This is a genomic window from Planctomycetaceae bacterium (genome assembly GCA_041398825.1).
Classification (GTDB): Bacteria; Planctomycetota; Planctomycetia; order Planctomycetales; family Planctomycetaceae; genus F1-80-MAGs062.
On the sequence record JAWKTX010000008.1, the window covers coordinates 382077 to 407227 of the forward strand.

The 25151-nt window shown below is 53.4% G+C and carries 16 protein-coding genes; 9 read left to right on the top strand and 7 right to left on the bottom strand.

Going from position 1 to position 25151, the window contains the following annotated elements; genetic code table 11:
* Positions 1-3 precede the first annotated feature (3 nt).
* Positions 4-351, top strand: coding sequence for an HDOD domain-containing protein (locus R3C20_16375; GenBank protein MEZ6042080.1), 348 nt, complete (start codon positions 4-6; stop codon positions 349-351).
* 1 nt (position 352) lies between these two features.
* Here the strand turns inward: R3C20_16375 and zwf are convergent, their stop codons facing one another.
* The 6 genes from zwf to R3C20_16405 form a co-directional block, all read right to left on the bottom strand.
* Positions 353-1867 (bottom strand): glucose-6-phosphate dehydrogenase, encoded by a 1515-nt coding sequence (zwf, locus tag R3C20_16380; protein MEZ6042081.1) that lies wholly within the window; start codon positions 1865-1867, stop codon positions 353-355.
* A gap of 385 nt (positions 1868-2252) precedes the next feature.
* Positions 2253-9440, bottom strand: a complete 7188-nt coding sequence (locus R3C20_16385; GenBank protein ID MEZ6042082.1) for a S8 family serine peptidase — start codon at positions 9438-9440, stop codon at positions 2253-2255.
* Between the two features lie 548 nt (positions 9441-9988).
* Entirely contained in the window at positions 9989-10300 is a 312-nt protein-coding gene (locus R3C20_16390) for a Rieske (2Fe-2S) protein (GenBank protein ID MEZ6042083.1), read from the bottom strand.
* A complete protein-coding gene (locus R3C20_16395; GenBank protein ID MEZ6042084.1) occupies positions 10297-11484 on the bottom strand; it encodes a dipeptidase in 1188 nt (395 codons plus the stop codon). Before R3C20_16395 ends, R3C20_16390 begins: the two co-directional genes overlap by 4 nt.
* Before the next feature lie 10 nt (positions 11485-11494).
* A complete protein-coding gene (locus R3C20_16400) occupies positions 11495-12934 on the bottom strand; it encodes a DUF1501 domain-containing protein (GenBank protein ID MEZ6042085.1) in 1440 nt (479 codons plus the stop codon).
* 66 nt (positions 12935-13000) lie between these two features.
* Entirely contained in the window at positions 13001-14194 is a 1194-nt protein-coding gene (locus R3C20_16405) for a TlpA disulfide reductase family protein (GenBank protein MEZ6042086.1), read from the bottom strand.
* Here R3C20_16405 and R3C20_16410 point away from each other — a divergent pair.
* From R3C20_16410 to R3C20_16445, 8 genes are all read left to right on the top strand, one after another.
* Positions 14193-14369, top strand: coding sequence for a hypothetical protein (locus R3C20_16410; protein ID MEZ6042087.1), 177 nt, complete (start codon positions 14193-14195; stop codon positions 14367-14369). The genes R3C20_16405 and R3C20_16410 overlap by 2 nt on opposite strands.
* 83 nt (positions 14370-14452) lie before the next feature.
* On the top strand, positions 14453-15988 hold the full coding sequence (locus R3C20_16415) for a sulfatase (protein MEZ6042088.1): 1536 nt from the start codon (positions 14453-14455) through the stop codon (positions 15986-15988).
* 420 nt (positions 15989-16408) lie between these two features.
* On the top strand, positions 16409-17506 hold the full coding sequence (locus R3C20_16420; protein ID MEZ6042089.1) for an alkene reductase: 1098 nt from the start codon (positions 16409-16411) through the stop codon (positions 17504-17506).
* 26 nt (positions 17507-17532) lie between these two features.
* Positions 17533-18951, top strand: a complete 1419-nt coding sequence (locus R3C20_16425) for a hypothetical protein (protein MEZ6042090.1) — start codon at positions 17533-17535, stop codon at positions 18949-18951.
* Between the two features lie 200 nt (positions 18952-19151).
* The gene (locus tag R3C20_16430; protein MEZ6042091.1) at positions 19152-19733 is read left to right on the top strand and encodes a hypothetical protein; all 582 of its coding nucleotides are present in this window, start codon (positions 19152-19154) and stop codon (positions 19731-19733) included.
* Positions 19734-20849: 1116 nt separating this feature from the next.
* Entirely contained in the window at positions 20850-20981 is a 132-nt protein-coding gene (locus R3C20_16435; GenBank protein ID MEZ6042092.1) for a hypothetical protein, read from the top strand.
* An 84-nt stretch (positions 20982-21065) separates the two neighbouring features.
* Positions 21066-21581: a helix-turn-helix domain-containing protein gene (locus R3C20_16440; protein MEZ6042093.1), complete on the top strand. Its 516-nt coding sequence runs from the start codon at positions 21066-21068 to the stop codon at positions 21579-21581.
* Positions 21582-23315: 1734 nt separating this feature from the next.
* Positions 23316-24011 (top strand): hypothetical protein, encoded by a 696-nt coding sequence (locus R3C20_16445; GenBank protein ID MEZ6042094.1) that lies wholly within the window; start codon positions 23316-23318, stop codon positions 24009-24011.
* Positions 24012-24256: 245 nt separating this feature from the next.
* On the opposite strand, the gene R3C20_16450 is transcribed toward R3C20_16445, so the two are convergent.
* Positions 24257-24409 carry a hypothetical protein gene (locus tag R3C20_16450; GenBank protein ID MEZ6042095.1) on the bottom strand — a complete coding sequence of 51 codons (153 nt, stop codon included), beginning with the start codon at positions 24407-24409 and terminating at the stop codon, positions 24257-24259.
* Between the last annotated feature and the right edge of the window lie 742 nt (positions 24410-25151).

Below are 25151 nucleotides of genomic sequence, written 5' to 3' on the forward strand. Positions count from 1 at the left end.
GAGATGATTCAAAGGATTGATCCACCTCACTTTATTTCAGCGGGGCCACACGTGGAGCGAATACCGTATGAAAATCTGAAAGAGATGTTTGAACTGCTCGAACGTCGCGACGCAGGGCTTTCTGAATTTGTCGAGAAAGTGTCTGCGTTTCCCGCCGTGCGCAAGGTGATCATCAGGGCCGCGAATTCAGCCGTCATGGCAGGCTCCGTAAACATCACGGACGCGACACACGCGGCCGCGCTGCTGGGGACTCGACGGCTGGTACATCTTCTGCAGACGATGTGTGTTGACGATGAGTTTAAAGCCTCGAATCAGACGGAAATCCCGGAATCTGATTCCGTTACCGTCTGAATCATCGCGGGCTTCGCCACGTTGTAGCTGAGTCCGCAATCAATCGGTCGGCAGACGGAGGGCCCCATGTTCCCGCCTGGTAAAGATCCGGTGAAGAAGAACTCGATTCCCATGCGTCAAGCACCGGTGTTACGAATCTCCATGCTGCTTCCAGCTCATCACTGCGCGTGAAGAGCGTGGAATCGCCACGGATCACATCCAGCAGCAGGCGTTCGTATGCCTCAGGAAGATGCGTGGTAAAGTGGTCTTCATAGTCAAAATCCATAGACACTGGCTGCACCTGATACTGCATGCCGGGGCGTTTAGTCGAGAAACGCAGTGAGATGGATTCGTGTGGCTGAATCCTCAGGATTAACTGGTTGGGGCGTGTTTCCACCAGATCGCACAGATCACCATCACATTCGACAGTCGAGAAAAGATTCAGCGGGGGATTCTTAAACTGAATCGCGACTTCTGTCAGCTGTTTGGGCATCCGTTTGCCGGTCCTCAGATAAAACGGGACGCCCGCCCATCGCCAGTTGTCGATGGCAACCTTCATTGCGACAAATGTTTCGCGATTCGAATTCGGGTTCACACGTTCTTCTTCGCGGTAGCCCAGTGCGGGCTGTCGATCAACCAGCCCCGCCATGTACTGTCCACGAACCGCCCAGTTGCCCACGGAACCTGAATGTCCGGGTCGAAGTGCCTGAAGCACTTTCATTTTCTCGTCGCGGATTTCTCTGGCCTGAAACAGCGAAGGCGGATCCATCGCGACCAGACACAGCAGCTGCAGGACATGATTCTGCAGGACGTCCCGTAATGCGCCGGAAGTATCGTAATAGGCGCCTCGCCCACCTTCCATACCCTGTGATTCAGCAACGGTGATTTGAATGTGGTCAACATGGTTTCGGTTCAGAAGCGGTTCAAAGATGGCATTACCGAAACGAAACAGAAGGATATTCTGAACGGTTTCTTTGCCCAGGTAGTGATCAATTCGATAGATCTGATCTTCTCGGAGGCGGCTTGCGAGTTGTTCAGTAAGTTCCTGGGCTGACGCCAGGTCGTGACCGAATGGTTTTTCAACGACAACTCGCAGCTGTCCTTCGTCAGCACGGTTTGGAATCATTCCGGCACAGTGAAGACCTTCGACCGCATCGGCAAAGAGTGATGGCGCTGTCGCCAGGTAAACGACTCGAGACCGTTGCCCTTCTGAAAGCTTCGCCTCAATGGCGGTTACCTCCTGATTGAGCTGGTCGTAGTCAGCCGTTTTATTGATATCCAGACGGCGGTAGAAAAGCTGTTTGGCAAACCTTTGCCATGCGGCTTCGTCGAACTTGTCTTCCCCCAGTCGTTCCTGAATTGCTTCACGCAATTCCGCTCGAAACTCTTCGTCCGTCTTTTCCCGCCGCGCAACACCAATCACCGGACAATTGGTTTTCAGATAATCCTGCCGTGACAACTGGTAGAGCGCAGGAATGAGTTTTCGAGATGTAAGGTCGCCTGAAGCGCCGAAGATCAGTATGGATGTATTGCTCATTTCACTTCTTGCAAGGACGAACACGTGAAGACTGCACCACAAACTGGCAGCGGTGTGCTCAATGTACGGCAACTGCCACCGAGAGACAAAGGGCGACTGATGCGTAAACGTTGAATCCCTGCATAGGAGACCGAAGCAGGTGACCCGCGGTACACCGCGGGTGGCGGCGTGAAACACTTTGCGAAAGTGACACAGCCTTTCCAGCAAATCCCTGTATATCTAAAGTCCCAGGCCCTGGAGCAACACGGAAACGTTCGAAAGCGTTCTGAATGGCAATCGCCTGAAGTGCTTCATTCGAACCGAAGTGGGGGCAAAAAAAAAGCGGAACAGGTCATGACCTGTTCCGCTTCGACAATCTCTGGTGGTTCAGTCTTCGTTGAACCTATCAGTTCTCGCCATCTTCACGTCGGTTTCGACGCTTCGGTGTCGCCAGAGCCAGGATTGCTGCTGCGGCCAGATTGGTGTGACCGTTGGAGGATTCCTCTTCCGAACCTTCCTCCCACCACGTTGCAGCATTCCAGTCGGCCATCACGGAATCGCACAACAATACCTCTTCTGTATCGCTCGCCGGGTTGTCGGTGGGAGCGATGCTGCTGAATTCAGGTACAGCAGGCTTGTCGAGCTGTGGATTCAACTTGACGTCCTGCAGTGGATACTGAGCCGTCGTCATGACGAATGATTCGACACCTTCAGAAACAGCCGTCAACTGAACGTTCGGCTCTTCGGTTGGTAGAACATCAGTGTCGGTGGCTGACACGATGCTGAAAGCTACCACGGAACTCCACCGAGTTGCGAGGCCCATGTCGCTAACCGCTCTAACCCAGACGCGGTACGCTCCGGCTCCCAGATTCGTTGCTGGCGTGAAGGAGGTATTTGTCAGCTCGGTCTCGTAGATCACCCGAGTTGTCACGCCGTTGACTGTCTTATTGACCCAAAGTTCGTAGCGTTCCGTTCCGCTGACGCTGCTCCAGACGAACTGAGGCGTACCGGAAGCAACGCTGCCTGCGGACGGGGAAGACACAACGGGTGGTTGGTCGATTCCGAATCGCTGTACTGGCGACCAGTTGCCATAGATGTTGTTGCGGAGCGGACGAACCCAGACCAGATAGTCACCAGCCGGCAAGTCAATCTGTGAAGTCAGTGATGTCGACTGGATAAACTGATTCCGGAGAACAACTTCGCCGGTCTTCGAGTTTTGCACCCAAAGGTCGTAGTGAGTGGTTCCGGAGACAGCAGTCCATTCAAACGTTGGTGTGTGGTCGAAGGTACCGCCTGTTGGAGTTGTTACAACGGGTGTGGAGAGCACCGTGAATGATTTCGCTGCGCTCCAGCGTCCGGGTTCATTGCGACTATTGATGCCTCGCACCCAGGCTTTGTATTCTCCGGAAGGCAGGCTTTCGAGAACCGTATAGCTGGTCGTTGTGAGATCCACCTCACGAATGACCTGGCTTTGCCCCGTTGAGATGTTGTTGACCCAGAGATCGTATCGAGCGGTATCCGGAATCGCCGTCCATGAAATGGTCGGGAAGGCCGTTGTTGCTTTGTTGCCAACCTGCACGGGTGTTGTGATGGTTGGTGCTGATACTACGCGGAACAGGTAAGGATCGCTCCAGAACCCCGGCCTTTCCAGTGAGTCGTATGCTCGCACCCAAACACGGTACGTTGCGATGCCGAGGTGCTCCGTCGGAGTCCATTCATTGGTAGTGAGTGTGGTGTTTCGCAGGTACTCTCGTACCTTCGTTGTGACGTTGTCGACCCACACGTCATACCGGGTTGCTCCTGCAATTGCCGTCCATGTAATGGTGGAACGCGGTCCTTCTGTCAGCGGAGCTGGTCCGACGATAACGGGAGGCTCGTGATCAAGAACCGTCACATTCGTGCTGCCGGACACATAGTTGGTTGCCGTGACGCTAATGGTCACGTGTTGAGGCCCGTCTGCATCGGGGTCGTTAACTGCAGTGATCGGGAAATCAACCGACGAACTGCCAGCAGGGATCGTGACCGTCGCAGGCACTGTCAGTTCTGTTTCGTCACTGCTTGCCAGTGAAACGATCAGATCGTTGACCGAATCGATGTCGCTTCGTGTGACCGTACCAGTGGCTGCATTCGCTCCGGCATTCTCCAGGAACTGCGACGGATTAACGGTGACAGTCACAGTTTCATGATCTGCAACGTTCAGGACCAGACTGCCGGGAGAGATTGAAAATTCTGATGCCTCAATGGTGACTGCGATTGTGCCGTCGTCAACATTGTCGTCCAGAATCGTAACGACGAACGGCACCGATGCAGCGCCGGCGGGAATCGTCACGGTTGGAGGTACCTGCAGCTCTGTTGTGTCGCTGCTGAGCAGGTTCACGACCATTGCCTGGCTAATGTCGGATTGATCCACTCGGGACAATGTCAATGTAATTGAACCCGAGTTTTCCAGAACGGTCGTGGTTGGTGAGGTAATCCGAAGGCTTGGCTCAATATCTTCAACCACCAGATCCGTTGTCACCTGGTTCACATAGCCGGCAGCAGCTGCCGTGATGGTGATCGACTCGGGACCTTCAACGATGTTGTCATCAATAACATCGACCGGGACGACAACAGAAGACTGTCCGGCAGGGATGGTCACGATCGCCGGTACGGAGACAGACGAGGGATTGCTGCTGGTCAACGAAACGTTTAATGGCGACAGCAGGTCCGTGTTATTCCGAGAGATGGTCAGCGTCGTTGCTCCCGCGCCTCCGTTTTCCGGAATTGTCGAGTCTGCCGCGACCATTGACAATGTCTCATAATCCAGGACATCCAGTGTATCTGTGCCAGCCAGGAAGCCGGTCAGGTCGATTGTGGAACCGCTGATTTGAACGACTTGTGTTCCGTCGAGAAGCGAATCGTCAACAGCATCGATGTCGATTTCAATCTGTGATTGATTCGGTGGAATTACAACAGAAGTGACCGTGGTCGCCTCCGATGGATCGCTGCTGACCAGATCGACTGTCAGTGCTGCCAGTCCAACGGTATCCAGATCCAGTGTCCACGAAAACAGGGTTCCAACATCGCTCGGGTTGTCGTCTGTTATTTCGAGGTACCAGGTGCCGCTTGGGTTATCACCATCGAACATACTCAGCGATTGTTCTGGTCGGAATCGACCGGTGAATGGCGCACTGCCAGTCAGGATGCCGAAATCAGCTTCATCGTCCAGAGTCGTTGATGTCATGAAGGAGCCATTCGAGAGCACATCCGTGAATAGCTCCACGCGTTTGGTGCCTGTTTGACCAACATGAACGAGGAAAACATCAAGATCAGAGAGCCAGCCATGCTGAAGTGAAAGTGTGACATCAACATCTGTGATTGCAGAAACCTGAGAAGGCACTGACACAGCCGCCAGAATCTTGTCGTTGTCCAGGATCGTCCTCGGGGCTTCGCCGACGAATTTCTGTGTGGCGTGATAGTCGTAAGGGCCGTCTATATCTGTACGGCGAACGATGGCAGTCGTTGCAGCGGTGCCGTCATTTTCGACAACGGAATCTGCGGCAATTTCAATCTCCAGACCCTCTGTGTCCAGGACGGCGATGGTTGCGCCCTGTCCGGAAAAGTAGCCATTCGCAGACACGTCTACCAAAGCGATTTGCGTGCCATCCCGCAGTCGATCGTCCACTGCATCCAGCGGAATCTGAATCGATCCCACACCAATTGGCAGTGTAACGGTGAGCGGCACTCCGACTTCCGTCGGATCAGAATTGCTGAGAGTGACCGTCACTGTTGAAGCAGACCGCGTTGCTGCCTCACCGAAGCTGATGAATGTATCGCCCGGATCAGTGGCGATGTAACTGTTGAATACGGCCAGAGTTCGGTCTGTTCTTGCGAACTCTCCCACGGAACTGGAGACCAGAATCGATCCGGTGACGCTCAGGTCAATGTCATCCAGCACACCAAGGCCGGATGGAACTGCCTGTAGTTCCGTCCCGTCGGAAGCAAATTCGACTACGCTGCCATCGTCCGCTGCTCCCAGGATGATTCCGTTGGCATCTACAGTGATGGCTCGGACTGCTCGATCCAAAGTCACGAATTCAATAACGGCTAACGTCGTTGGATCGAATTTTCCAACAACCAGACCACCGTCTTCAAGTGCATACAACAACCCGTCGAGACCGATCGTTGTGTCGCGGTAGCGATAGTCTGTTGGTACCAGTCCGGGGATACCGTCGCTTGCCAGCGACATAAATCCGGAAGCCGCATTGATTTGACGGACAAGTGCACCGTTGAGGTCAAAGACGTTAATCACATTGCTTGCGAACACGCTCTGGTAGATTTCGCTGCCGACAACCGCCAGACCTTCCTGAGACTGGCGCTGGGATGAGAAACGATCAATCAACTGCCCATTGAGCGGACTGATCTCCAGAATGTCATCCGAGAACAGGGATGTCACATAAAGGTGACCGGTTTCTGGGCTGGCAGCCAGTCCACCAGAAAGATCGAAGCCGTTGATCGCCCCGACGAACATGCGTTTGGTCACTGAACGCTGTTCAAGGTCGAACTCCAGAATTTCGTCATTAAGGAACGGGTCCAGGATGTAGAGCTTGCCATTCAGGTAAGCCAGCCCTTCAAAGCTTGACGTCACAGCATTCACTGAATAGGTGTCAACAACCTGACCGAGATCGGGATCGACCTTGTAAATGGTATCAACGGACGAATGCAGGACGTATACATAAGTTCCATCGAACGCACTTCCGGCGTTCCCCCCGATGTCGAACGGCATTGGGATGGTCTTGATGATCGAGCCATCAACGGGATTGATCTCGTAAAGACTATCGCCGAACAGCGTGTTGCCGAACAGTCGGTTGCCGAACGACTTTGTGCCAAATCGATCCACTGCGCCAGTGTTCGTATCGACGCGAACAATTCCAAAGCTGTCGCCTGGTGCTGTCTGCATATCCGTCAGGAACACATAGTCGCCAAATGCGGTGATGCCTCCGGATGATTTATCGGATGGGTTGGTCGACAGCCCTGGCACGCTGAAGTGGGTCCAGGTGTCGTTCCCGAAGTTGTAGACGGAGACAAAGACCTGTGTCGTTCCGTTGTAGACGGCAATCTTGCCGTTCTCCAGGACGACCATGTCATGGGTATCCTGACCAACGGGGCGAACACCACTTGGCCAGGGGACGGCGATTGTGTTTACGAGCAGACCTGTGTCGTCGTATTCTTCAATGGTGTTATTTGCAATCACCAGATCATTGGGCGGAAACAGGTCGTTGTTACTGCGAGTGATTGTCAGGGTTGTGGCATTCGGACCGTCGCTTTCACGAATCACATTGTCCGCGACAGAGATATTTATGGTCTCGTGGTCAAGCACCGACAGGGAGGCTCCCGTGGTGTAGGTGCCGAGAGTGCCACTGATCTGAACGACCTGTGGGCCGTCGAGAAGCGTGTCGTCAATAATGTCGATTGGGAATGTGACCGATCGTCGACCGGCGGGAATGGTCACAACCGCCGGGACAGTTGCTTCGGTCGTGTCACTTGATGTCAGGAAAACGTCGACAGGGTTAGCCACGCTTGCAAACTGACTTCGGAAAACGGTTCCGGTGGCTGCGCCTGGTCCGGCATTCTCAAGAATTGCCTTCGGGGTCACCGTCAATGCAAGCGGTAGCTCCGTGCCAAAGGCTGTCAGCTGGACATTGCTGAGCGTACCTGTGATCCCCCGGGTGTTGTCGCTGACTTCGAGCGTCCAGGTTCCAAGGGCGTTTTCGCCCCAGTGGTGTGTCGATGTAAAGACCCAGCCAGAGTATTGCTCAAAGCTGGCTGCTCCGGTCAGAACGCGAGCGCTGGCGAGTTCTGATCTGGTGCCACTTGGTGAAACCAGTGTGACAGTGAGGTCTTCGCCGCGAAAGTGGAATGGAGCATTGAAATAGAGTTCAACATTTTCGATGCTGAGCTGCCCTGTCATATTGATTGGGAAGCTGACCACCGATCCATCGTCCGGGATGGTCTGGTTCAGAGAAATCAGCCCGGAGGTAACAGAGGTTTCCTGATCAAGCGGCACGTAGCTTAAAGCCATATTGACCGCGGCTTCAGCATCCACGACCCCGTAGCCGTATTTGTGGTTTACCCAAAGTCCGGCACCATTCAGGCTCCAGCCCGGATCCGTTGGATCAACCAGTCTCGCTGTGCGGACGAGAATGTCCTGGACTTCTCTGTAGGTCAGGTTGGGATTTGCTTCCAGCATTAATGCGACAACGCCGGATACCATCGCCGCGGAGATAGAAGTTCCCTGAGCATACTGATACGTGTAGTTGTCGTTGATGGACTCACCATCGGTGTTGCCGAAGATGTTGTAACCTTCGTCAGACCGAAAGATGACCTGCCCCAGATTGTTGAACTGAATGTCGGTGTCAATCGGGTCAGTGGTCACCATAGGGCTGCCGCCACCACTGGCATAGGCAGAGACGAGAATAGACGCCCCCTGTTCAAAACCGAGTGAACGGCCGGAACTATTCACAGCGCCCACTGCGATTGTGTACCTTGAACTTGCGTACCCGTCGTAGTTCACATTGTCAATTTGACTACTGCCGTTGCCGGCAGCCCAAACATAGATCGTTCCCTTACCGCCTCGGCCCTGTTCCGCACCCGCTCGCAGGGCAGCTGAAGCTCCCAGAGATAATCCATGGAGAGCCCCATCACTGACCGGGCCCCAGCTGTTGTTTGAAACGTCGATGCTGGCCTGAGCGTAATTCAGGGCGTTGCCTTCTGCCGTTGGGCTCACCGTGGATCCACGGTTGGTTCCTGTCGTCGGAGGCTGAAGAAGTCGAATACCGACCAGGCCGGCTTCGGGGGCAACGCCAGAGATACCTTCGTTGTTATTTCCCTGTGCAGCGATGTAGCCGCCAATTGCTGTTCCGTGAGAGATGCCGTAATTCGATGCCGGGGTGGGATCGTTATCATTTCCGACGAAGTCAAAGCTCGCCCCATTGATAACATTTCCGATCAGATCGGGGTGAACGAGCTGCAGGCTGTCGTCAACGACCGCAACCACGACGCCTGCTCCGGTGTAGTTGTCCCAAACATTGGTAACGTTCAGGTCATTGCCGACGGTTGCACCAAGCTGACCATTGTTGCTCAGGTACCATTGATCGTTGAAAAACGTGTCATTGGGAATGAATCGCAATTCGACCGGCTGCTCAAGCTCCGGTTCCAGCGCTTCGAAGCCATAGATGTCTGTCAGGCGATCGGCAGCATCCTGAATCGAAATGCCGGCATCGAACGTAAGAGTGAAACTGTTCGGGACAGCATGGTAGATTTCAATACTGCTGGCACCTGTTGCGGACAGCAGAGCGTCCGCATCCTGAGGTGTTGTGAACACGGCGACGAAATCATTCGCCGTTGTCTGGCCATCGTATGTACCCAAAATCGTGGGGTTGAACAGCGCCTGGGTCAGATCCGCAGCCAGAAGTTGGCGATCTTCCAGCAGTTCCGAGCGGACATCTGCCGACCGTCCGTGCCGAGTTCGGCCTCGACGAGCGGAGCGTGGTTTCCCGAAAAGGTTCCGAAGGTTGTCGACGAATGTACTTTTACGGAACGGGAGATGTCGCATTGTGTATCAAACCTCAGACAGAAACTCCGGCATTTCGCCGGAAACGGATGTTCCTGAAGATGCGCTTTTCAGAGGGAAACGGACTGTGTGCGTTAGTTGGAAAGGACGAGTTGTGGCAGGTTCTCTAACAAAGACAGAGTCACAACCGCGCAAACCGGGACGTTTTGGTACCGGTCGCCACGTATGATGGTCCCTCCTGGGATGCCATCGCAACATGTTTTCCGGTGAATCAGGGACGAATCTGCGACGCGAAACGGTGTGTTTTCCCGATGTTTTGCAGATTCAACGAGTTGTACGGGACTGTTTCCCAATGACCTCATTGACAGTCGACTTTTCCGCTTTTGCGGATTGTCGGGGCACAAGTGTGCACCGACGTGACTACCGTCCGCTGGAGATCGTCGCCACCTGAGGGTTAACCTGACTGAAATCCTCGTGGCAGAAACATATGCAGCAGGTCAAAGTGGTGACTACCGGTCACGACGGTTCTCGGTCCTGCAACAACAGCTCAGAAAACCACGACTGAGACATTTTCGCGGGCAAAAGCGACGCTATTCTGCCAGCATGGCTACCACGACCCCTTCAACGATCTGACTGGGAATCGTCGGCTGGCAAATTCGATCATTGAGGCAATGTTTCCCGGTGGTGACGTCAAATTGCCATCCATGCCACGGGCAGGTCACGATGTTGTTTCGCAACATCCCTTTTCCCAGGGGGCCCCCGGCATGCGGGCAGATTCCATCCATGACGTGGAACGTTCCATCCACGTTGTAAACAGCAAAGATTCGACCGGCGGCCACAATCTCTCGAGATTCACCAAGGGGAATCTCGGCCGCAGCTATCAGTTCAACAGGCGTGCTCATTCATTTGCTTTCAGTTGCACAGCGACTTCCTCTGTCCGTTTCAGGACACGCATCATATTACCGCCAAGGAGCTTTTGAATCTGCCGGGCGTTGTACCCCCGGTTCACAAGTTCCTGAGAAATGCGTGGATAGGTGGCAACAGATTCCAGCTGGTCCGGCAACCGGGGGACACCGTCAAAATCAGATCCCAGACCAACATGATCTTCACCAGCGATACGAATGATGTGTTCGATATGATCCACAACATCATGGATCGTTCCGTGTGCTTCTTCGTCACGTACTGCCAGATCCGTCGGAATCACGAACCGGGAAAAGAAATTGACCATCACAACCCCGCCATTGGCCGCCGTCAGTTTCAGAACATCATCCGGCACATTGCGGGGGTGATCCGTGATCGCACGAGCGGACGAATGCGAGAACATTACCGGAGCTTTCGAGGCTTTGAGTGCCTGCTTCATGGTCTCTGGAGATACGTGTGACAAATCAATCACCATTCCCAGTTTGTTCATTTCGGCAATAACGGCCAGGCCGAAATCTGACAGACCGTTCGCTCTGGGATCGTCCGTTGCGGAATCCGCCCACTCAAGGGACTTCGAATGGGTGAGCGTCATGTAGCGGCAGCCGAGATCATAAAGCCGGTGAAGGTTTTGAAGCTCACCTTCAATACTATGGCCACCCTCGACTCCCATCATCGACGCAATTTTTCCTTCAGCAACGATACGTTCGATATCGTTTGCCGTGCTGGCCAGTTCGAAGTCGTCGGGGTATCGCTTCAGCATCTGCTGCACGATGCTGATTTGTGCAAGGGTCTGAGACAACGCGTCGCCCGTAACCATCGTGTCTGACGGGACGTAAACAGACCAGAACTGCGCTTTGACACCACCTTCACGAAGGCGAGGGATGTCTGTATGTATGGAGGGCTGGCGCTGAGAGATATCCAGATTGTCGAAGCTGGAATTGGCCTTCGTTCGTACTTCCCATGGCAGGTCATTGTGGCCGTCAAACAGCATGCCCGCATGGTGAATACGTAATGCTTCTTCTGAGACTCTGATGGGGGTGTTGCGATTCGATGCCGTGGTGTTTCCCACGGTGAGGTCGTCACCATAACTGCCGGAAAATGGAGACAGGATCACGACTGCTGCGAGCAGTCTCTTCAAAACCGGTCTGCCGATGGAGTTGTTCATTGCATGTCTACTACGAAAGGATTTGTTGGACGACGCGGCATTCTTCAACACCCGTCAATCGTTGGTCGAGACCCTGAAACGGAAATGAGAGTTGTTTGTGATGGAAACCCAGCAAGTGCAGAATTGTTGCGTGCAGGTCGCGAACATGAACGCGGTCGACAGTGGCGTTGAATCCAAATTCGTCACTCTCACCAAGTGTCACACCGCCCTTGATACCACCTCCCGCCAGCCACATGGTAAAGGCGTTCGGGTGATGATCCCGACCATCATTGCCGCCCTGAACCATCGGCGTTCGGCCGAATTCGCCTCCCCAAATCACGAGCGTGTCGTCCAGCATTCCCTGCTGTTTCAGATCTGCAATCAGCGCAGCACTGGCCTGGTCGGTGTCTTTGCAGTTCTTCCTGAGGTCGTTGACCAGATTGCCGTGCTGGTCCCAGGCTTCATGGAAGATTTCGACGAATCGAACACCTCGCTGGACGAGCCGTCTGGCCAGCAGGCAGGTATTCGCAAACGAAGGTTCACCCGGCTTTGCTCCATACAAATCCAGCACGTGCTGCGGTTCACTGGAGATGTCCATGACATCCGGGGCGGTCGCCTGCATTCTGTATGCCATCTCAAAGGCGTTGATGCGTGTGGCAATCTCCGGATCGCCGACGTCCTGAAGACGCGACGCATTGATCTGGTTGATGACATCCAGGGATTCTCTTTGCAGTGCACGATCGACACCGCGCGGATTGCTGAGATACAGTACCGGATCTCCGGTGGTCCTGAATTCCACGCCCTGATAAAGCGTTGGAAGAAATCCGCTTCCCCAATTTGCTGAGCCTCCACTCGGGCCTTTCTTGCCTGTGCTGAACACGACAAATCCGGGCAGGTCCTGAGATTCAGATCCCAGACCGTACAGAGACCAGGCGCCGAGGCTTGGTTTGCCGAACTGGAGCGATCCGGTGCTCATCTGAATCTGGGCTGGTGCGTGATTGAATCCGTCGGTCACCATCGATTTAACGATGGCGATGTCGTCTACGACCTTTGCCAGGTGCGGCAGCAGCTCAGAGAGTTCCGCGCCGCAGGCTCCATGGCGGTCAAATGCGAATTTTGGCCCGAGCAATGTCGAATTGGGGTTAATGAATGCGGCCCTGTACCCCTTCAGAAGTTCGGCAGGAGGAAGTGTTCCGTTATATTTCGCCAATTGTGGCTTGTTGTCGAACAGCTCAAGGTGACTGGGCGCGCCAGCCATGAACAGAAATATGACGTTCTTTGCCCTTGGCGCGATGTGTGGGCTCCGGGGCGCCAACGGATTTGCGTCTCCCATCCCGTCCGAAGTCGAAACACCGGCCGACGCGGGATTCGTCGCGGCAAGCAGCGAGTTGGCCGCGATGCTGCCAAGCCCGATACCGCACTGATGCAGAAACCAGCGTCGTGCGGCAGAGTAACTATGTGGCATCGGCATTTGGCCACTCGTTGAACGATAAAAACCACCACTTGATTCCCGGGGTGACTGCATTAGAAGCTGTCCTTATTCAGTGGCCGACGATTCCGGTTCAGATTTTGCCTGTCCTTCAGCCAGCAGCAATTCCACTGCAGATTCAAGAAACTCGAACTGATGCAAGCCGACAAGCTTCAGTCGAACCCTGCCCTGAGTATCGATGAAAAGGGTTGTTGGATAACCCTGAAAATCGGGCACCTGCTTCAGTGTCTTTGAGTCGATGAGGGCGCAGGGATAGTTGATCCCATCTGATGAAATCACCTCACGCACAGTGACCATGTTAGTTGCTTCGTCACCGCTGTTTTCCTGATTGAGTCCAATCATCTGAAAACCCGCTTCTCCAAACTTGTCCTGCAGCCTGACGAAGGATGGGATCTCTTTCCGGCACGGACCACACCAGGTTCCCCAGATATCGACGATACAGACTTTCCCTTTGAAATCGTCCAGCGCGAGTGGCTTGAGTGTGCTGACATCTTTCAGAGTGAAGTCGAAAGGGAATGGTTCATGCGATGCAAGCAACGCTTCGACCTCTTCCTTCAGTGATTCCTTGATGGTGGTCGACCACTGCGGCAGACTTTCTTTGAACTCGGCCGATTCTCGCAAGGCTTTCAGTTCTGGCGCCGTGGACAATGCTGACAATTCTGTGAATCCGTTTTCGATGGCTGATCGCAATGCGGACATTGCCAGATCCTGCTTTCCATCCGCAGCGAGCGCTGTGGAGTATCGAAACAGGATGTCGCCCGCCAGACTCACGCCCGCCGGAAACTCGATTTTCGCATCGATCGCCTTCTGCAGGATCTCTCCCGCACGCATCGACGCAAGATGCGAACGGCTGATATCTCCCTCCATGCCAAAGTGGACCCCCAGCTGGTGACACAATTGAAGGTAGCCAAAAACGGCTGCGGGATTTTCAGGAGACGCCTCGTACGCAGATCGATACTTCAAAAAAATGCTGTGGATGTCGACATTCGGAAACTCCACGCCCGCCAGAAGTGGATCGGCAACGGGGCGCTGACTGGCTGATTTCGCCGGGGCATCGGTCCCTTCGCTGGATGGACTCCCAGCCGGTTCATCGCCGTCATGTGCATCAGCGTGTTCTTCGCGCCCTGCAGGACTATCAGAATTGGGTTTGTCCGAATGCGCGATGCTGTCTGTCGTCGGTTCCGAAGAACACCCGGAGATCAGAAGTAAGGAAGCGATGAGGACGAGCGAACAATTTTGCATGAAATCGAACCATTTGCGGAGTTGCGTTTACGCGACGGGAGTCGGTGCATTATGGGGACTCATCGTGGAATTGTTCCAGCGACTCTGCTGCATTGATCACCATTCTGTGGTCGAACAGATCTTTGCGCGGCGGTTGTTCGTACCTGATAAGCTTGACTTCTGCAGGGATGTCTGAATGCTTCGCCCAGAGAAAGTGCCATTCGTTTGCTCGGACGAGCATTCATCAAAGTGACGCAAGTGCCACCAGGAGACCGCATAATGATTCTGCTCGAGTTCGTCTTGAACGGCAGCCAAAGATTCCGTTGGTCTGTTCTTCTGGCCACTCTGCCCGTTCTCGTGTGCCGGGCGCTGGCCGGTGAGTCAATCCGTCAGGAGGCGGCATCGGCGAATCCTTCCAGTGCCGCCCGCCCTCTCAATGTTCTGCTGATCATGTCTGATGACCTGACAGCGACTGCGCTGTCGTGTTATGGCAACTCAGTTTGCAGCACTCCAAACATTGATTCGCTGGCCAGTCGGGGAACCCGCTTTACTCGAGCCTATTGTCAGGCAACCTATTGCGGTCCTTCCCGGGCGTCGATGCTGACGGGATATTATCCGCATGCCACTGGGGTCCTTGGTTATACGAACCCGAGGCCACAAATCGGCGATCGAGCCACCTGGCCACAACATTTCAAAAACAACGGCTACTACAGCGCTCGTGTGAGTAAGATTTTTCATATGGGTGTCCCGGGTGGAATTGAGATCGGTGGCGATGGCCGGGATCACAATCATTACAACGGTGCCGATGATGAATTCTCCTGGACCGAACGATTCAACAGTCCAGGCCCGGAGTGGAAAGCTGTGGGAACCGGGGAGACCCTGGAAGGGAACCCCGATGGCAAAAAACCTGTTGTGGGTGGCAATACATTTGTTGTGGTTGAAGCTGAGGGTGATGACCTTGTGCATTCGGATGGCATGACAGCTGAGAAAGCGGTTCGACTGATCCACGATCACAAGGATCAGCCATTCTGGCTTGGCGTTGGATTTGTTCGGCCACATGTCCCGTTCGTGGCTCCGTCCCGCTACTTCCGGCCCTTCAAGCCATTCGACAGGATGGAATTGCCGCCGAAGCTCGAAGGCGACTGGGACGATATTCCAGAGGCAGGCATCAATTACAAGACCAGTCTCAATATGAAGATGGACGAGCGGCGGCAGAAAAAAGCAGTCGGCGCGTACTATGCCTGCGTTAGCTATGTCGACACTCAGGTCGGTAAAGTGCTGGCCGCCGTTCGGGACGCAGGTATCGAAGACCACACCGTTGTGATCTTTACCAGTGATCACGGTTACCATCTGGGTGAGCATGACTTCTGGGCCAAGGTGAGTCTGCGGGATGAATCGGCGGCAGTCCCCCTGATTATTTGTTTGCCTGGCCAAAGGCCGTCTGTCTGCCATAGCCTGGTCGAACTGATCGATCTTTTTCCGACGACGGCAAAACTATGCGGACTAAATATTCCTGAGCGGCTTCAGGGCCGGGACATCTCACCGCTGTTGCGCAATCCCGATTTGTCTGTGCGTGACGCGGCGTTCAGCGTGGCTCCAAGCCGAAAAGGATTTCTGTTGCGAGAGGACCAGTATGCGTTTATCCAATACGGCGAGGACGCAGAGGGTGGCATGGAACTGTTCAACGTTCAAACCGACCCACAGCAATTCACAAACCTCGCACAACTTCCGTCGCACGCTGGCCAGGTGAAGGACTTTCGGCAGAAGATGTCGGCCAGGCTGGCAGCGATCAGGCAAAATGATCTGGGCAGGTGATGTGGGTTGTTCGCGTAGAACCAACGCGAGGAGCCGCCTCATTTCAAGCATTCCATGCGCAGCGCCATGATGTGACTTGGCCAATTCTGTCTTGAGGTCTAAAACATCCTCGAGGTCTAACCTAACCTCGCAGCCTGTTCAAAAACAGGACTGGCTCGAGCAGGAAACGCTGAAACGCGATGGTTTCCAGTCGTCCTGCGTGCCTGTCCCGGATTGTTAACGGACAGCTAAGATATCTGGACCGGTGAGCGACAGGACGTGCCGAAAGGCTCTCCGTCGACGCGTTGCCAGTCTGTCAAAAGCAATGCACTTTTCTGAAATGCGTCCGCCTGATTCTTAACAGGCATCGTTTGATGAATTCCTGTCTTCTTACGTTCGTGAACTGCGTAATCTGCCTCGCACAATCTGCAAAGTCCTGAGATGACCCAAAAATCCCTGCTTCAGCCTTTCTCACTAGGTGACCTGCAACTTCCAAACCGCATCGTGATGGCTCCCCTGACTCGCGCGCGATCTGGTCCGGATCGGATCCCCAATCACATCATGGCGGAATACTATGTTCAACGAAGTTCTGCCGGTCTGATCATCTCTGAGGCTACGACAATCTCTGAAGAAGCGAACGGTTGGGTCGAGTCGCCCGGCATCTACACAGACGCCATGATCGCGGGCTGGTCCGGAGTTGTGGATTCTGTTCATCAGGCAGGCGGTCGCATTTTCCTGCAGCTTTGGCACATGGGCCGAGCTTCTCACAGCAGTTTTCACAATGGGCATCCTGCGGTTGCGCCGTCCGCTATTGCTATTCATGGCGACGACATCCACACACCAATCGGAAAACAGCCGCATGAAACGCCTCGTGCGCTGGAAACCGACGAAATTCCTCGCGTTGTGGACGACTACCACAAGGCGGCCGCCAATGCGAAGAAGGCTGGCTTCGACGGTGTGGAAATTCATGCGGCCAATGGTTATCTGATCGATCAGTTCCTTCAGTCGAAATCAAACCATCGCACCGATGCCTACGGAGGAAGCGTTGAAAATCGCTATCGCTTTCTGGGCGAGGTTGTGTCGGCTGTCACATCTGAAGTTCCCGCTGATCGAGTTGGCGTGCGACTGGCTCCAAATGGCGTTTTTAACGATATGGGTTCGCCGGATTTCAGAGAGCAGTTCTTGTTCGCCGCATCACAGCTGGACAATTTTGGTCTTGCCTATCTGCATGTCATGGACGGACTGGCATTTGGTTTCCATGAACTTGGTGAACCGATGACCCTGAATGATTTTCGCAAAGTGTTCGCGGGGCCGCTGATTGCCAACTGTGGCTACACGCCGGAATCAGCCGACGCTGCTGTTGAATCGGGTGCCGCAGACCTTGTGGCATTTGGTCGGCCATTTATCAGCAATCCGGACTTTGTGGAAAGGGTTCGTAACAGCTGGCCGCTTGCCCCCGAGGCCGATGTCTCTGACTGGTACTCACCAACGGGAGCCACGGGTTACATCGACTTTCCACTGCATGTGGCAAATCGCTGAACTGGCCGTCTGGCTGCACTCCTCCAATGCGTTCCGGCGGTGCTTCCGGAAACAATATGGTGCTTGTAACATTCAATGAATACGATGACGGGCAGGATGGCGGCGACGGAAACCTGACGCGGGCCGAGGCTTGCGCGGACTCGGTGACGTTCCGGGAGACAAGTTTCGAACACGATTTCCGCAATCGTCAGACGGCTGTCATTGGAGAAGAAAACGCCTGCAGCGTCAGCGTGTATGACAACCTGAGCCGCGTCATTCAGCGAGAATCCCGGTGGGGCTCGTCGACCGGAACGCTTCTTTCGAAATCGGTGACAAAGTTTGATGACCGGGGCCGTGTCTATCAGGCGGTGGCCTATGCGGTGAATCCGAGTACAGGAGCCACAGGCAATTCGCTGACCAGCAACAATTGGTATGACGCAGGCGGTAATCTGATCAAATCACTGCCAGCCGGGTCTGACCTGTTCAGCAACACCACGTACGACATTTTGGGGCGAGCGACGCATCAGTATTCGGGCTACGATCTGGATGAGACAACCTACGCGGAAGCAGAAACCGTCGTGGGTGACACGATCATGGAACAGCAGGAGATGACCTACAACCAGGTCGGTTCTGTGCTGAGCACAGCTTCAAAGCAGCGGTATCATGATGCGGCTGCCACACAAACCGGAGCCCTCGGCAATCCGTCCACGACACCGAAGGCTCGTGTGACATACGCAGCATCGTGGTTTGATGGTGTGGGACGCACGATTGCCTCAGCCGATTACGGAACGAATGGCGGGACGGCTCTCAGTCGGCCTTCGACTGTCCCGACTCGATCCGACACGATTCTGGTCAACTCGACCGTCTACAACAGCGAAGGCGAAGTGGAATCGACGTTTGATCCAAAGAACACCGAAACTCGTTTTGAGTACGATGATGCCGGACGTCAGACGGCTCAGATTGAGAATTACATTTCCGGCTCCAGCGGTTGGGATAAGAATCGGACAACGTGGACGTCCTACACTGCCGATGGCCAGGTGGAAACACTCACAGCATCCAACGGAAGTACAGGCAATCAGCAGACCGTCTATTACTACGGCACCACGCTGGCCGACTCCTCCATTGCTTCAAGCCGTCTTCTGGTGAAGGTGGCGTATCCGGATGCGGTGATTGCAACGGTCTTATCAATCGCATCATGCCTCCGTTGCGGGATCGCCGCGTTCCAACCAAGAGCTTCTCCACCACAACGTCAGCCACCTCAGCCTCAGCCACCTCCTGATGGCGATGGATCCGGATCTGCAAACAGATCCTGGATGACTTTCCACTGTAAATCACTGACAAATGGCTTCGGGGCCGTCCTGGACCCTGTCGTATTCGGCCGACGTCGTTGCGGCCACGAGGACAGGGTAATCAACATAAGAGCGTCTCCTTTCGCTCACGCTAATATGCAAATCCCCTGCCATTGAAGTTTCTACAATCAAGTTTTGAAATGACCTCTAAGGATTTTCGACTGTGAAGATCGATACCCAGTAGATTGCCTTCTTGACGGGAAGGTTTGTGTTCCGCAGTGGGCACCTGAGGGATTTTTTCATACCACTAATCAATTCCAACTCCCTTGGGATCCTGTTTCCACGGCCACGATTGAGATAGTATCCGAGGTTCTGCAATGGACGACATTTCTCTATTGAAGGTTCCAAACTTTGTTTATGGGCCAGACTGTTCTGCATGGGACGTTGAAGATGTGTATGCGACCGCATTGTCCGCAGAATCAGAGTCATCTCTCCGGTTGTCCTGTTGGAAGGAATACATGCGGCGTTGCCCGTATGGTAATGGCTCTTTTGAGATGGTGGCGTACCTACTGAATGATGCCGGAGATGCCATCAGATTCGAGGCAATTTCGGTTGTCTGTTACGTTGCTCATTTGGGACTCAAGCCAGATCTCGGAGTTGATCCGAATAACTATCGCTCGGTGATTGAATCCTTGAGGATTGAGTCAAACCACTTTATGAAGCCATGGGCGTTGGCCGCTCGCTTCGGATTGGTGGATCTCTCCGCTGTGACTGAAGCTCAAGCAGAAGTTGATCGATGTAGTCAGGCAATTGCCGCGTTGGTCCAAAAGAACAACGAGACAGTGGGCGGCATCGATGAAATTGAGTTCTTGAGACTTCGGGCATTGAGCGATATGAAACATGTCGCTCAGGACATCATAGATCGAAAACACCGTATGCCCTTAATCCTTCGTTCGTGAAATCTCCATTCTAAGAATGGCTCGATTTGAAGGCACTTGTTAGCATCGGTCAGCAGATGCATTCGAAAACTCTTTTCAGCAGAATTGATCACGCCGTTCATTGATAGGAGCAAGCGACCAGCGGGAGCGGATTGTCATCTTCCCGGCGTCAGTTCGAGCCCGCGTCAAGGGTCGTACCCTTGCAGGCGCATGGTGGGACGGTGAACACGTCGACGACTCCGAAAGTTCAGTACAGCTGCGCAAACGGCTCGTCGAACACGATCCGTATCACGGGGATGACGTACCCGAACGGTCGCTGTCTTGTCCAAAACAATGTGGTTGATGATTACGGCACCTCTGGCAGCATCAATGAGGGGAATCGCTAAAGGGGACATTGTGAATGTCCCCTTCGTGATTCTCTGGAAACGAACCGAAACAATCGCGGATTCTTCCACCTCCAACAGCGCCATTCATTCCATCAGTGGAACCATTGATCGGTCCGCAGGTGACTCCTCCCGCGCCGCCTGCGCCTTTGAACCCGCAAACTTGCCCAGCTACATGTCCAATGCCAGACATCGGACCAAAAGCGGGAGTTGGAGGCTGCGTCTTCGTTGGCGTTGTGCTGATCGACACTGATCCCGTGCCCGACCCGAGACAACAACCCAGAATTCCGTGGCCTACCGATCCGGAGAACAAGCGCACACGATACGAATGTCGAGTTCGTGCGAGGAATTGGCACATGGACCACCCTTGTCAGGGTAGAATTTTCATTCACGTGAGTTACGACGAGGCCGAGGCAAGAAATATCGTGAGCACGGTGTGTGTGGAGGCTGGCTGCCACAAGGCGGTGATTGCGGGCACGCGAAGTGCCGACCTCTGCCCAACTGAGTCGAGTTTTTTACAGCGGGGCTCTTCAATGACAGGTTTTTGCGATTGGCGACGCTTGAAGATCGGTGACGCGGTTAGACTTATCGAATGGCCAATGGAACTGCGACGGGACTGGTTACATTTAGAAACACAAGAGCTTTACGATTGGCTGATCGAGTCTGGAACTGTCGTAGTAGTCTCGGAAATCGATGATTCGGGATTGCCGTATTGTAATGTCCAACGAACGATCGATGGGGTGCAATGGCGAGAATGGCTCGCGTTAAACCATGGCGGGATCGAATTGGTCCTTTGCAGGGCTTCAGAGTAGACTGCATTTATGGTATGCGATTGACGCTGGATGAAGGATTTGGGGGCGGGATACAATGGGTCTGGCTAGTGTAGTGTCTTTGAAATGTGGTGAATTATTCGGCGCTGAATTGTGCGTGCGGTGTTGAATGGGTATCTGATTCTTTAAGGAGGATATCCATGCGAGTGGCACCGGCGATCGAGTTGACTCAGGAAGAGCGAACGACGCTGACAAAGTACAGCCGCGGAAGGAACACGCCTGCGAAAATCGTGCTTCGTGCGAAGGTGATTCTGCGAGCGGCCGAGGGGCTTCAGAATAAGGTAATCGCCGCAGAACTGCAGACCGATCCGCAGTTTGTCTGTCGCTGGCGAACTCGCTTTGTCAAAGGACGCCTGAAGGCCATTGAAAAGGATGCACCGCGAAGTGGGCGAAAGCCGTGCCAGAAGGTTGTGAAGATGGTTCTCGACGCGACAACTCAGGAGAAGCCTGCGGGAGCCACGCACTGGAGCGTGCGAACACTGGCGCAGCATCTGGGTGTCAGTCGTTCGGTGGTGCATCGCGTGTGGCGGCAGCACAATCTTCAGCCGCATCGAACGAAGACGTTCAAGGTTTCGAACGATCCGAAGTTTGAAGAAAAACTGCATGATGTTGTGGGTCTGGACCTTAAGCCACTATTGCCTTACAAAACTCCGTAGGAGGCGCTGAAGCGTGGATTTTGGCAAGGTGTTATCCCATGATGATAACTTAGACGGCAGAGGTTCACAATAAGAAATAACGCGCTGACTGGTCGCAGCGGTGCCCCACGTCAGGTTTACCAAATGCCGGGGCGGAGCATACCGATGTCGTTCGGGTTATGGGAACACCGGAATATCTTCTGTCCGAACGATGTTTCTCGGAAATCCGGATGAAAAGAAGTTCCGTCGTTTGTTGTGTCTGCTGCAGACACGCCTTCATGGGCCAGTTCCTGACTGGGGTCACGCGTCAGCTCTAAAGAACGTTGACTGCGCCGCAATCCACTGCTTGTCCAGGAACGCGGAGACTTTCCGATTCACGTTACCTTTACGACATCGAGGATGGAGTCTCGCGGTGAATAATTAAGAGAATTGTGCTTTGTCTGAAGATTTTGTGGCTGCACCATACGACTTCGTCTGTGGACGGTCTCCCTCTTTGATGAGAGCGATGTTCTCGAACTGTTTCCTTGGCTTCATGACGCCAGAAACCCGTCAATCTTGGCTCGCCAGATGAGGTGGTTCAGGTTTGACACCGAATTCATGTCCATAGAAAGGCTTCAGAATGGCTCGGAAAAGAAACAGGCGAATTCGACTCGCCGGCGTCACGGATGAGTTCAGAAAAGCAGTGTAGTTGCTTCTTGGATTACACTGCATCGGTTGCTGCTGGGCTTTCCTCAACGCGTTTTATATCGGAACAAGCTGATCCAGTGCCCAGTGGCGCTCGTTTGAGACGAAGTAAGGACCTGAAGCCGATCTCTCGAAGAGAGGTAAAGCGACTATTTTCGGCCGCAACGAATGCCACGCTATGCGGCCGAATCCATCGAGGAAGCTCGTGCAAACGTCTCTGAAGTCTGTCGCCATCTTGGTGTGAACCGCCAGCTCGGCTGAGCCCACAAATTCGAAGACGGATGCTCAACTACTCCACTGATGATTCTCAACGTCAACGCTACCTTCGACACCGAAGACCTCAAAGAAGGATCTGTGATATAAAGGTCCTGCATGCACTAATTAAAAACCGAAATCGTCGCAAAAAACGAAAACCGGATGGACCGATTTTGGCAAGGCTGTTATCCTATTGATGATAACTTAGACGGACCAGAGGTTCACAATAAGAAATCAATTCGCGTTGACTGGTCGCAGCGGTGCCCCACGTCAGGCTTACCAAATGCCGGGGCGGGAGCAATTTACCGATGTCGTTCGGGTTATGGAGAACACCGGAATATCTTCTGTCCGAACGATGTTTCTCGGAATTATCCGGATCGAAAAGAAGGTTCCGTCGTTTGTTGTGTCTGCTGCAGAGACACGCCCGCGGGCCAGTTCCTGACTAGGGGTGCCGTCATGCCTAAAGAACGTTGACTGATCGCCGCAATCCACTGCTTGAGTTGAATGCAAGGACTTTCCGATTCACGTTACCTTTACGACATCGAGGGATGGAGTCTCGCGGTGAATAATTAAGAGAATTGGGGTTTCGTTTGAAAGGGCAAATCTTGTCTACGAACGCAGACACTCCAGCCTCGAGTACAGGACGCCAGCTCAGTTCGAACAGCTCATCAAACTCTCAAAATAAGAGAATGACCTGTCCCTGAAACCTGTACCACCTCAAGAATAGACTTTGAAGACTTAGAGAATGGGCTACCTCGCCTACCGATGTGTCCGCGATCTATTCGTCTTGCCTTAATTCAACTCGTAGACTCCGAGATGCTCCGCATTGATGGAGGCGCAAGTTCGATTGAACCGGATTTAGGAATAAATATCAAAATAGCTCGGGAACTCTGGCACCCACAATGGCGGCCGCTTCAGGACGCTAATAAGCTGGTGATGACATTGACCGAGCACGGCTTCTTTGAGGTCGTTAGGAGACTTCAAGCCTTTGGATTCAAAAGTGGAGCTGACGCCACGTTCTTCGAATGGGTCCGGACAGTCGGTTTCCCAGGAATTCATAAATTCTGGTGTGCTCAAACCCAACGGGGGGGCAGTAATTCATTCCACGGTTCCGTTATCGATGTTGGAGTTTCCAATAGATCTTGGCAGCCAGAAACTCGCACCATGCACTTCGGCGCTGCATCGCTGTCTGGATGGCTGCTTGAATCTTTTGGCCGGTGGTTTCCATTCACTGAATGTGTAGAAGACCTATCCAAAGTTGGCGACGATTCAACGAAACTAGCTGAATCGCTAAGCTTGTTATGCAAGAGTGGTTATCTTTGGAGCTATCGCACCGCTCCTAAAGCAGTCGAGACTGAACAGCCTAGCCTTAATGATATTCTCCTTGAATTCACACATCCGGATTCAATCGATGGCAGAGGATTCGGTGTTCTAATGGGAGCATTGACAGCATATGGGAGAGAGGAGCTACTGAAGGAGCAATTCGGCGAAGCATTCGACGCTATTGTTTGAACCAGTCTGCAACCTTCCAGTGACTTGTTACGGGCCGAATTGATGTCGGGTTTTTGGCCGAATTGGGGGGTGTAGGGATTTGGGGCCTGTTTTGGGCCGTTGGCCGAATTGGTGGGAATTCCGGAGAGACTTTTCGCCGAGGGTGCTGTTTGATTTTGGGGAATCGCTAAAGGGGGGGAATCGCTAAAGGGGACATTGTGCTTATTTCCTAAGGGAATCGCTAAAGGGGACAGTGTGCTTATTTCCTAAAGTAGAATGTCTCCTTTGTGATTCTCCATGCTGAGCACGTCACGAGGACTTTCAGCCGCTGTCTCCTGAGCAACAACCGGTGTCTCGTTCTCAACTTCAACCAAGCTGCTGACTGTCTCTGAACCACATTTCTGAGTACTCTTCTTCACGGGTGGCGTTCCTTTCGAATGAAATTGGTCTTCGTTTGCAAACCAAGTCATCTCGAAATACGCCGCCTCTTTCAACCCTCAACCAAACACAACTTTCGACAGTAACTCTGTTGTAAGAGCAGTCGATCCTTTCGGCCTCCGTCCTTCGTTTGCAAGTTGTCTTGGCGAATGCTACGACACTTGTGATGAGCTCTACGGCGGAACATTTACAGTGCTTCACTGGCTGATTTGTAAGTCTGAATGTAAGAGAACCTGCCAGTCGCTCAACAATCGCGAAATGCCCCGACTTGGGACAACGTCTGTTGTAAATGCCGTCGATACGCGGCGGGAACTTGGAGCTATCGTACGTTTGAGACAGTTTGCAACGTTCCAATGACTACGAGCATTGCGGAATGCTGCGACACCCTTTGTGACCCGGGATGGGAGTATGACAGTGCGCACAAAGGCCCTTGTCCTGGTTTAGAATTCTAATTACATCGGAGAATTTCTGGTGCAACTAATCAGTTTTGATTCGATATCGATGTCAGTGATCACAAAGGCTGTGGGCGTTGCATTTGCGGCACGGTCGAGATACGTTCTTCCGTACCATCTCGTTAAGGGTTTGCAGAATTGCATCGAGTGTGAATCATACTTGGTGTTCCCCGGCTGGAATTCACCGATGTCGCACCTTGAATTGGTGTTGAAACCTCGTGCCGACCTCGATTCTGGAAAGTTCATCGATTTTAAGAGTCAGCCAAAACCG

Bases quoted from the DNA above. Each gene is read 5' to 3' on its own strand.
- R3C20_16435 (MEZ6042092.1), top strand. From the start codon at position 20,850: ATGGCTCGCGTTAAACCATGGCGGGATCGAATTGGTCCTTTGCAGGGC.
- R3C20_16410 (MEZ6042087.1), top strand. From the start codon at position 14,193: ATGAAATCGAACCATTTGCGGAGTTGCGTTTACGCGACGGGAGTCGGT.
- R3C20_16430 (MEZ6042091.1), top strand. From the start codon at position 19,152: ATGGACGACATTTCTCTATTGAAGGTTCCAAACTTTGTTTATGGGCCA.
- R3C20_16400 (MEZ6042085.1), bottom strand. From the start codon at position 12,934: ATGCCGATGCCACATAGTTACTCTGCCGCACGACGCTGGTTTCTGCAT.
- R3C20_16445 (MEZ6042094.1), top strand. From the start codon at position 23,316: ATGCTCCGCATTGATGGAGGCGCAAGTTCGATTGAACCGGATTTAGGA.
- R3C20_16390 (MEZ6042083.1), bottom strand. From the start codon at position 10,300: ATGAGCACGCCTGTTGAACTGATAGCTGCGGCCGAGATTCCCCTTGGT.
- R3C20_16440 (MEZ6042093.1), top strand. From the start codon at position 21,066: ATGCGAGTGGCACCGGCGATCGAGTTGACTCAGGAAGAGCGAACGACG.
- R3C20_16375 (MEZ6042080.1), top strand. From the start codon at position 4: ATGATTCAAAGGATTGATCCACCTCACTTTATTTCAGCGGGGCCACAC.
- R3C20_16425 (MEZ6042090.1), top strand. From the start codon at position 17,533: ATGCGTTCCGGCGGTGCTTCCGGAAACAATATGGTGCTTGTAACATTC.
- R3C20_16405 (MEZ6042086.1), bottom strand. From the start codon at position 14,194: ATGCAAAATTGTTCGCTCGTCCTCATCGCTTCCTTACTTCTGATCTCC.
- R3C20_16415 (MEZ6042088.1), top strand. From the start codon at position 14,453: ATGATTCTGCTCGAGTTCGTCTTGAACGGCAGCCAAAGATTCCGTTGG.
- R3C20_16420 (MEZ6042089.1), top strand. From the start codon at position 16,409: ATGACCCAAAAATCCCTGCTTCAGCCTTTCTCACTAGGTGACCTGCAA.
- R3C20_16385 (MEZ6042082.1), bottom strand. From the start codon at position 9,440: ATGCGACATCTCCCGTTCCGTAAAAGTACATTCGTCGACAACCTTCGG.
- R3C20_16395 (MEZ6042084.1), bottom strand. From the start codon at position 11,484: ATGAACAACTCCATCGGCAGACCGGTTTTGAAGAGACTGCTCGCAGCA.
- zwf (MEZ6042081.1), bottom strand. From the start codon at position 1,867: ATGAGCAATACATCCATACTGATCTTCGGCGCTTCAGGCGACCTTACA.